Below are 6,438 nucleotides of genomic sequence, written 5' to 3'. Positions count from 1 at the left end.
TTCCTTGCATGATAAGGCTTTGCCGAGGAAAATACGGGCTAGCGCAGGCTTCCAGAGATACCGAGAAACAGCGCTCTCACGGCGGTAACAGGGGTTCGATTCCCCTTGGGCGTACCAGATCTTTCAGGAAAACAGGAAGCCTCGCGGCAGCCGCCGAACTAGCAGCGGCTGGAAGGGTGGCGCGGCGCATCGGTTGAAACGGCGAACAGCGGCTGCCGTGCCGAGGTTTCCCTCGGCGCCTGCTCGCGGCAATCTCCGGCCACTCACCCTTGGTCGTGCGCTACCTGCGGCCAGCGCTGTAACGCCGCGTGGCCACCCTCGGTCAGCGCGTAGACGCCGCGCTCGGCCCTGGCGAACCAGCCATAGACATTGTCCAATAGGATGCTGGCCGCGCGCGGCGAAATCGCTTTCAGATCGCGCGGGCGTTTCGGCCCGTCGGTCATGGCTGCGGCGCAGGCCAGCGCATCCTGCCGGTAGGCCGTCATGATCGGGGCTCGCGAGCCACCGCCGACCACCGGATCGCCGCGCCGGCGCCGGTGTTCCTCCATCAGCCGCGAGCGCCGCTTTGGATCGCGACGCGGCGGCAGAGCGGCCGGGCTGAGCAGCAATTCGACCTCCCCCTTGCCGCTGACAGCCAGAAGCCCGAAGCCGAGCCGCCGGCACAGCGCGCGAAAACGGCGGTCGTGCTCGCGGCCTTTGCCACGCGCCGACATGCGCGCGGCCAGCCACACTTCGTCGCATGCCGCCGCGCGATCGACACCTTGCAGCACCAGTTCGAGGTTGAACTGCAATTTCAGTTCGCAGATGACCAGCACAGGCGGCTCGCCGTCGCGTACCGCCACGATATCGCAGTGCCCGACTTCGCCCTTGACCGTGAATTCCAGGCTCTCGAGAAACCGCTTCACCGGGATGTAGAGAGACGTTTCCTGCATCGCGCAGGCATAGCCGATTCGGATCGGGTCGGCACAGGGATCGCCGAGAGGCCGACGCCTTGCGCTAAGCCGCCTTGAAACCCACTGTTTGCAAAGGCGGCCGTCAGGCAGGTCTCCGGCATGATAGTCCCGCCATAGCGCTCGACGATTTCCTTGGCGATGACCGACGTCGCCAGGGCCGAGCGCGACCAGTATTTCATCGCCTGTCTCGCGTTCAACAAGGCGCTCGCCGTGGCTGGGACGGCACAATCGACAGCGTAGGACCCGAGATCCGTCGACGCCAAGACCGGTCCACGGTTGGCCACACAATGATGAACGCGTGTGTTTTGAGGCTAGGGGCGGGTGCGCGTCCGGCGCTGCCCTGGTGCGGCATCGTCCGCCTTGAAATGCATCTCGTCCTGGACCGCGGCAAAAAACCGGCGGACATCGTTGGCCGCCGAAGCCGCATCGCAGCCGGCCGCGACCGCCTTGTCGAGGAGTTCGCGCGCCGTGGCCTTCCAGAACGACGTGGCCGTGTCGCCGTGCAGTCTGCCCAGCCTTGCGGCGACCTCGCGCACCAGCACGGTCTGCCGATCTAGCGGGAAGGTACGCACATTGGCTGAAGACATGTTTAGCACCATGAAACCGACGCAACGAATCAGACGCTGCTCTATGGCTCATGCCTAGCTGTGAAGTCGGAAACGGAACCTTAACGCCCGCCGATTGGAACGAGTCGGTTGGCCGGCCTCCAGGGCAAGCAGAACTCTAGACCCTCAGGCCCCTCGCCTCGCCGGCGCGCTTGGCAGTAACCATCATATCCCTGGCCAGCAGGCCACTGACCCGGCAAAACGCCATGAAGGCGCGCCAGGCGTCCTCTGTCCTGACCACATCCACCGTGGCCCCGAAGCAGGCATTGAACGCCGCTTCATAGACCTTGCCCTGTCGCTTCCTTGGCCAGTCATGCAGGATATCCAGCGCCTGTTCGACGCTGTATATTTCCTCTACCGGCAGCCCGGGCGCGGGCGCGATGCGCACCGGCACCTCGAATTGCAATCTGTCCATTCTATATCTCCCGAACTGGCGTCGACCACAGCAACGCCGTTCGTCGTCAAAAGTTGCTTTGGCTGCTTTTGCGCGAAAATGTGTCGTCAGTGCGATCTCGGCATTCGGAGGAGATCGCGCACCTGGATGTCATCTGAGCGGCCGCGCAAGCCAGGAATATGGCCAGTATCAGTCCATTGCCGGCAGTTCTTCCTTGAACCTTGCGGCTTGCAGTGCCAAATCTGGGGAAATTTTCTAACGGGCTGGTATGCGCCGCCCGCTTACAGGCAAACGGACACTATGGTCACCTATCTCGACGCCGCCACGGCACCCCTCAGGAACACCGGCCAGATCCGCCTCTACGGCGAAGAAGGATTTGCCGGCATGCGCAAGGCCTGCGATCTCACCGCGCGCTGCCTCGATGAACTGGTGCCGATGGTCCAGCCGGGTGTCACCACCGAGACCATCGACCGTTTCGTCTTCGAATTCGGCATGGACCAAGGCGCGCTACCGGCGACGCTCAACTACCGCGGCTACACCAAAGCGTCCTGCACCTCGATCAACCACGTCGTCTGCCACGGCATTCCAGACAACAAGCCGTTGAAGGATGGCGACATCGTCAACATCGACGTCACCTACATCCTCGACGGCTGGCACGGCGATTCCTCGCGCATGTATCCCGTCGGCACCATCAAGCGCGCCGCCGAACGCCTGCTCGAAGTAACCCACGAGTGCCTGATGCGCGGCATCGCGGCGGTCCGGCCCGGCGCCCGCACCGGCGCCATCGGCGCCGCCATCCAGACCTATGCCGAGGCCGAGCGCTGCTCGGTGGTGCGCGATTTCTGCGGCCACGGCGTTGGCCAGCTGTTCCACGACGCACCCAACATCCTGCACTATGGCACCGCCTCGGAAGGCGTCGAGATGCGGCCGGGCATGATCTTCACCATCGAGCCCATGATCAATCTTGGCCGGCCGCATGTGAAAGTGCTGTCGGACGGCTGGACGGCGGTGACGCGCGACCGCTCGCTGTCGGCGCAGTACGAACACACGATCGGCGTCACCGAAACTGGCTGCGAGATTTTCACCCTGTCGCCAAACAAGCTCGACCGCCCCGGCCTGCCGCCGGTCAGCTGAAAACAAGATCGCCTCAAGCCGCAGCTTTGAGGCGCCGTCGCCGAAAAAACTCGACCGCGCGCTGCTTACCGCTCTAATCTGCCGTCGAAGCCTTCGGGGAGTGTGGGGGGGTCGATGGGGAAGAGTGGCGACGACGAACGGGGGTTCTTCTCCGAGCGGTGGCTTGAACCACCGGCGAAGGACAAGGCACCAAGAGACAAATCGACGGAGAAGCCACACTATCACGGCCATCGCGACCGTTTGCGCGAGCGCTTCGTTGCCGGCGGCGCGGACGCCCTGCCCGACTACGAACTTCTCGAACTGCTGCTGTTTCGCCTGATCCCGCGCGTCGACACCAAGCCGATCGCCAAGGCGCTTTTGGCGCGCTTCGGCACTTTTGGCGAAGTGCTTGGCGCACCGGTGGCGCTGCTGCAGGAGGTGAAGGGCATCGGCCCCGCCGTGGCCGTCGACCTGAAGGTGATTGCCGCTGCCGCGCAGCGCATGGCGCGGACCGAGGTTCGCGACCGCGAGGTGCTGTCCAACTGGACGCAGCTTCTTGCGTACTGCCGCTCGGCGATGGCGTTCGAGAACCGCGAACATTTCCGCATCCTGTTCCTCGACAAGAAGAACGTGCTGATCGCCGACGAGGTACAGCAGGTCGGCACCGTGGACCACACGCCGGTCTATCCGCGCGAAGTGATCAAGCGCGCGCTGGAACTGTCGGCCAGCGCCGTCATCCTGGTGCATAATCACCCATCAGGCGATCCGACACCATCGCGTGCGGACATCGAAATGACCAAGCAGATCATCGACAGCGCCAAGCCGCTCGGCATCGCCGTCCACGACCACATCATCATCGGCAAGAAAGGCAATGCCTCGATGAAGGGCCTGCTGCTGATCTGAGCCCGACGCTCGCCGGCGCCGTCAACCCAAACGCCACCGCTCGCGAGCCAATCAGCAACATTCCGCTTTGGCCCAAATGCCCACGGTTGCGGTGTAGAAGTGATATTGCGACGGAAGCGCCCGCTTCGGCGACAATGTGGTAGACCCGCGAATACGAAGCAGCCAGTTCCCGACAGCCATTGCAGGAGATCTATTCAATGACGCTCGAATGCATAAATCCAAATGACCTGCCGATTCCGGAAATGTACTCCCAGGTCGTCGTTGCGACAGGAAGCAAGCTGGTGTTCGTCTCGGGCCAGCAGCCAGAAGACATACACGGCAAGCTCGTTGGCCATGGTGATTTCGCAGTCCAGGCGCGCCTGGCGTTCGGGAATCTCGGCCGAGCGCTTGCTGCCGCCGGCGCTCGGCCCGAGCAAGTCTGCAAGATCACGATCTACATCGTCGATTACAAACGCGACGAACACGTGCCGATCATCGAAGCGGCCCAGGTCGAGCTGTTCGGCGATCACAAGCCGGCAAACGTAGTGGTCGGGATAGCAGTGATGTCTCCCGGCTACCTGATAGAGATCGATGCGATCGCGGTCATCGACCCGTAGGCCAAGCGAGGACGCGTCAAGTCGCCCAAACCAATCCCGGAGCTCGCTGCGAGATTGCCACGACTTTGATCTCTCCATCCATCCACGATCACATCGTCATCGGCAGGAATTGCGATGTCTCGATGAAGAGCCTGCTGCTCACCTGATCAGCGTCGGAAACAGGAAACACGCAATGCCCCAGCCCGGCGACGAACCATGGCCGTTCGACAAGCAACGCGCAGCCCTTCTGGTCATCGACATGCAAAGCGACTTTGTCGATGAGGGCGCCGTCATGGAAGTGGCCATGGCCCGCCATCGCATTCCGGCGATGCGGCAGGTGGTCGAGCTTTGCCGCGCGCAAGGCGTCCCGGTTATCTACACCCAGCATGTGCTCAGCGACCATTTCGATATCTCGCCGCTGGAAACCGGCTATCAGCCGAAGCTGAAAACCAAAGGAATGCGGGAAGGCAGCGCCGGCGCCGAAATCGTCGCCGCGCTTGCGCCCTTGCCTGGGGATGTCGTCATCAAGAAGCACCGCTACGATGCCTTCCACAACACGCAGCTCGAGACCGTGTTGCGCAACATCCGTGGCGCAGGCCGGGTCGACACGGTGATCATCATCGGCACCGTGACCAGCATCTGCTGCGAATCCACCGCGCGGAGCGCCTTCATGCGCGACTACAAGGTGGCTTTCATCAGCGACGCCAATGGCGGACTGGACGAGGCATCGCACAATGCAACCCTCGACATCATAGGCAAGGTGTTCGGGCGCGTGGTGACGGTTGCCGAGCTTGGGAACCTGTTGCGGAGTTGAACCCCAGCGTCAGCTGGCGTGCGTCTCAAGCTCCGGCGCCGAGCCTGCCCTCAAGAAGGTCGCGCCGCTGCTGCAATTCGCCGGAGACGAATTTGGTGAAGGCGTGGACGCGCGCCGTGCGGCGCAAATCGTCGTGCACCAGCACCCACAGCGCCGAGCCGATCTCCTCGATCAGCCCTCCGACCCTTACAAGCCCGGGCAGGCTGTCGCCGAGATAACAGGGCAGCGCCGCAACCCCGATTCCGGCGCCCGCCGCATGCGACATCGTCACCAGGGAATCGGCGCGCATGGCGATCTCGACATCGGGCAGCGACGACCGCATCCAGCGGGCGACGCCGGTGTTGGCTAGGCTGTCGTCGGGCGCGATCCAGCGCAGCGCACCCAATCTCGGCTCCGGGGGTAGCGTTTCGGCATAGGAACGTGTCGCGTAGGCGGCGAAGGCGACGCCCGAAATGCGCCGGCCGACCAGGATTTCCTGCGGTTGCGACACCGGCCTGATCGCCACGTCTGCATCCCTTTGCGTCAGGTTGGCGATGGAATTCTGCGTCATCGCCTCGACCCGTATGCCGGGATGGAGCTTATGAAACGCCGCCAGGATCGGCGGCAGCACCGACGCCATCAGCGTATCGGTGGTGGTGACCCGCAACCTGCCTTCGAACCTGAGATCCTGCCCCGACAGTTTGCGCGCCAGTTCATTGACCGTCTCGGCCATTGTGCGTGCCGCGCCCAGCAGTTCCTCGCCGCCCGCGGTGAGGGCATAGCCAGTCGGCAGCCGATCGAAAAGGCGGATACCCAGCCGCGCCTCGAAGGCGTTGACGCGCCGCAGCACAGTCGTGTGGTTCACGCCCAGGATCCGAGCCGCCGCCGCCAGCGAAGCGCCATCGGCGACGGCCAGCACCATGCGCAGATCTTCCCAGTCGATATCGCGTGAGCTGTGCATTCTTGCAGAAAGATAAAAGAAAGCGCTGCGCTCTGCGAGTCAAAATCACGCTTCGCTGTGCAAAAACGCAGAGCAAGCGGGCGAATCGGCATGTCGATCTGCGCATGCACGCGCGCCATATGGAGTCCGACGACAAAAGAA

General features: G+C 63.3%; 8 protein-coding genes. 4 read left to right on the top strand and 4 right to left on the bottom strand.

Annotated features, from left to right (window positions below):
- Nucleotides 1-263: 263 nt before the first annotated feature.
- The 3 genes from NKJ78_RS21410 to NKJ78_RS21400 form a co-directional block, all read right to left on the bottom strand.
- Nucleotides 264-932: a DUF2161 domain-containing phosphodiesterase gene (locus tag NKJ78_RS21410; protein ID WP_023688243.1), complete on the bottom strand. Its 669-nt coding sequence runs from the start codon at nt 930-932 to the stop codon at nt 264-266.
- A gap of 332 nt (nt 933-1,264) precedes the next feature.
- Nucleotides 1,265-1,540 carry a DUF6074 family protein gene (locus tag NKJ78_RS21405; RefSeq protein WP_023681621.1) on the bottom strand — a complete coding sequence of 92 codons (276 nt, stop codon included), beginning with the start codon at nt 1,538-1,540 and terminating at the stop codon, nt 1,265-1,267.
- Nucleotides 1,541-1,676: 136 nt separating this feature from the next.
- Nucleotides 1,677-1,973 carry a DUF982 domain-containing protein gene (locus NKJ78_RS21400; RefSeq protein ID WP_023681622.1) on the bottom strand — a complete coding sequence of 99 codons (297 nt, stop codon included), beginning with the start codon at nt 1,971-1,973 and terminating at the stop codon, nt 1,677-1,679.
- Between the two features lie 279 nt (nt 1,974-2,252).
- Here NKJ78_RS21400 and map point away from each other — a divergent pair, with 279 nt between their 5' ends.
- The 4 genes from map to NKJ78_RS21380 all read left to right on the top strand — a co-directional run bounded on the left by map (nt 2,253) and on the right by NKJ78_RS21380 (nt 5,357).
- A complete protein-coding gene (gene map, locus NKJ78_RS21395) occupies nt 2,253-3,086 on the top strand; it encodes a type I methionyl aminopeptidase (RefSeq protein WP_023695465.1) in 834 nt (277 codons plus the stop codon).
- A gap of 114 nt (nt 3,087-3,200) precedes the next feature.
- Nucleotides 3,201-3,968, top strand: coding sequence for a RadC family protein (gene radC / locus NKJ78_RS21390; RefSeq protein ID WP_023688238.1), 768 nt, complete (start codon nt 3,201-3,203; stop codon nt 3,966-3,968).
- Nucleotides 3,969-4,165: 197 nt separating this feature from the next.
- Nucleotides 4,166-4,564 carry a RidA family protein gene (locus tag NKJ78_RS21385; protein WP_023667656.1) on the top strand — a complete coding sequence of 133 codons (399 nt, stop codon included), beginning with the start codon at nt 4,166-4,168 and terminating at the stop codon, nt 4,562-4,564.
- Between the two features lie 172 nt (nt 4,565-4,736).
- Entirely contained in the window at nt 4,737-5,357 is a 621-nt protein-coding gene (locus tag NKJ78_RS21380; RefSeq protein WP_023739001.1) for an isochorismatase family protein, read from the top strand.
- A gap of 25 nt (nt 5,358-5,382) precedes the next feature.
- On the opposite strand, the gene NKJ78_RS21375 is transcribed toward NKJ78_RS21380, so the two are convergent.
- Nucleotides 5,383-6,297, bottom strand: coding sequence for a LysR family transcriptional regulator (locus NKJ78_RS21375; protein ID WP_023667658.1), 915 nt, complete (start codon nt 6,295-6,297; stop codon nt 5,383-5,385).
- Between the last annotated feature and the right edge of the window lie 141 nt (nt 6,298-6,438).

The sequence above is a fragment of the Mesorhizobium sp. M0037 genome (assembly GCF_040323635.1).
Taxonomy (GTDB): domain Bacteria; phylum Pseudomonadota; class Alphaproteobacteria; order Rhizobiales; family Rhizobiaceae; genus Mesorhizobium.
This window is presented reverse-complemented; position numbering and strand designations above follow the sequence as displayed.

Excerpts from the sequence above, each read along its gene's own strand:
- NKJ78_RS21405 (WP_023681621.1), bottom strand. The coding sequence starts at position 1,540 with ATGTCTTCAGCCAATGTGCGTACCTTCCCGCTAGATCGGCAGACCGTG.
- NKJ78_RS21410 (WP_023688243.1), bottom strand. The coding sequence starts at position 932 with ATGCAGGAAACGTCTCTCTACATCCCGGTGAAGCGGTTTCTCGAGAGC.
- map (WP_023695465.1), top strand. The coding sequence starts at position 2,253 with ATGGTCACCTATCTCGACGCCGCCACGGCACCCCTCAGGAACACCGGC.
- radC (WP_023688238.1), top strand. The coding sequence starts at position 3,201 with ATGGGGAAGAGTGGCGACGACGAACGGGGGTTCTTCTCCGAGCGGTGG.
- NKJ78_RS21385 (WP_023667656.1), top strand. The coding sequence starts at position 4,166 with ATGACGCTCGAATGCATAAATCCAAATGACCTGCCGATTCCGGAAATG.
- NKJ78_RS21380 (WP_023739001.1), top strand. The coding sequence starts at position 4,737 with ATGCCCCAGCCCGGCGACGAACCATGGCCGTTCGACAAGCAACGCGCA.
- NKJ78_RS21375 (WP_023667658.1), bottom strand. The coding sequence starts at position 6,297 with ATGCACAGCTCACGCGATATCGACTGGGAAGATCTGCGCATGGTGCTG.
- NKJ78_RS21400 (WP_023681622.1), bottom strand. The coding sequence starts at position 1,973 with ATGGACAGATTGCAATTCGAGGTGCCGGTGCGCATCGCGCCCGCGCCC.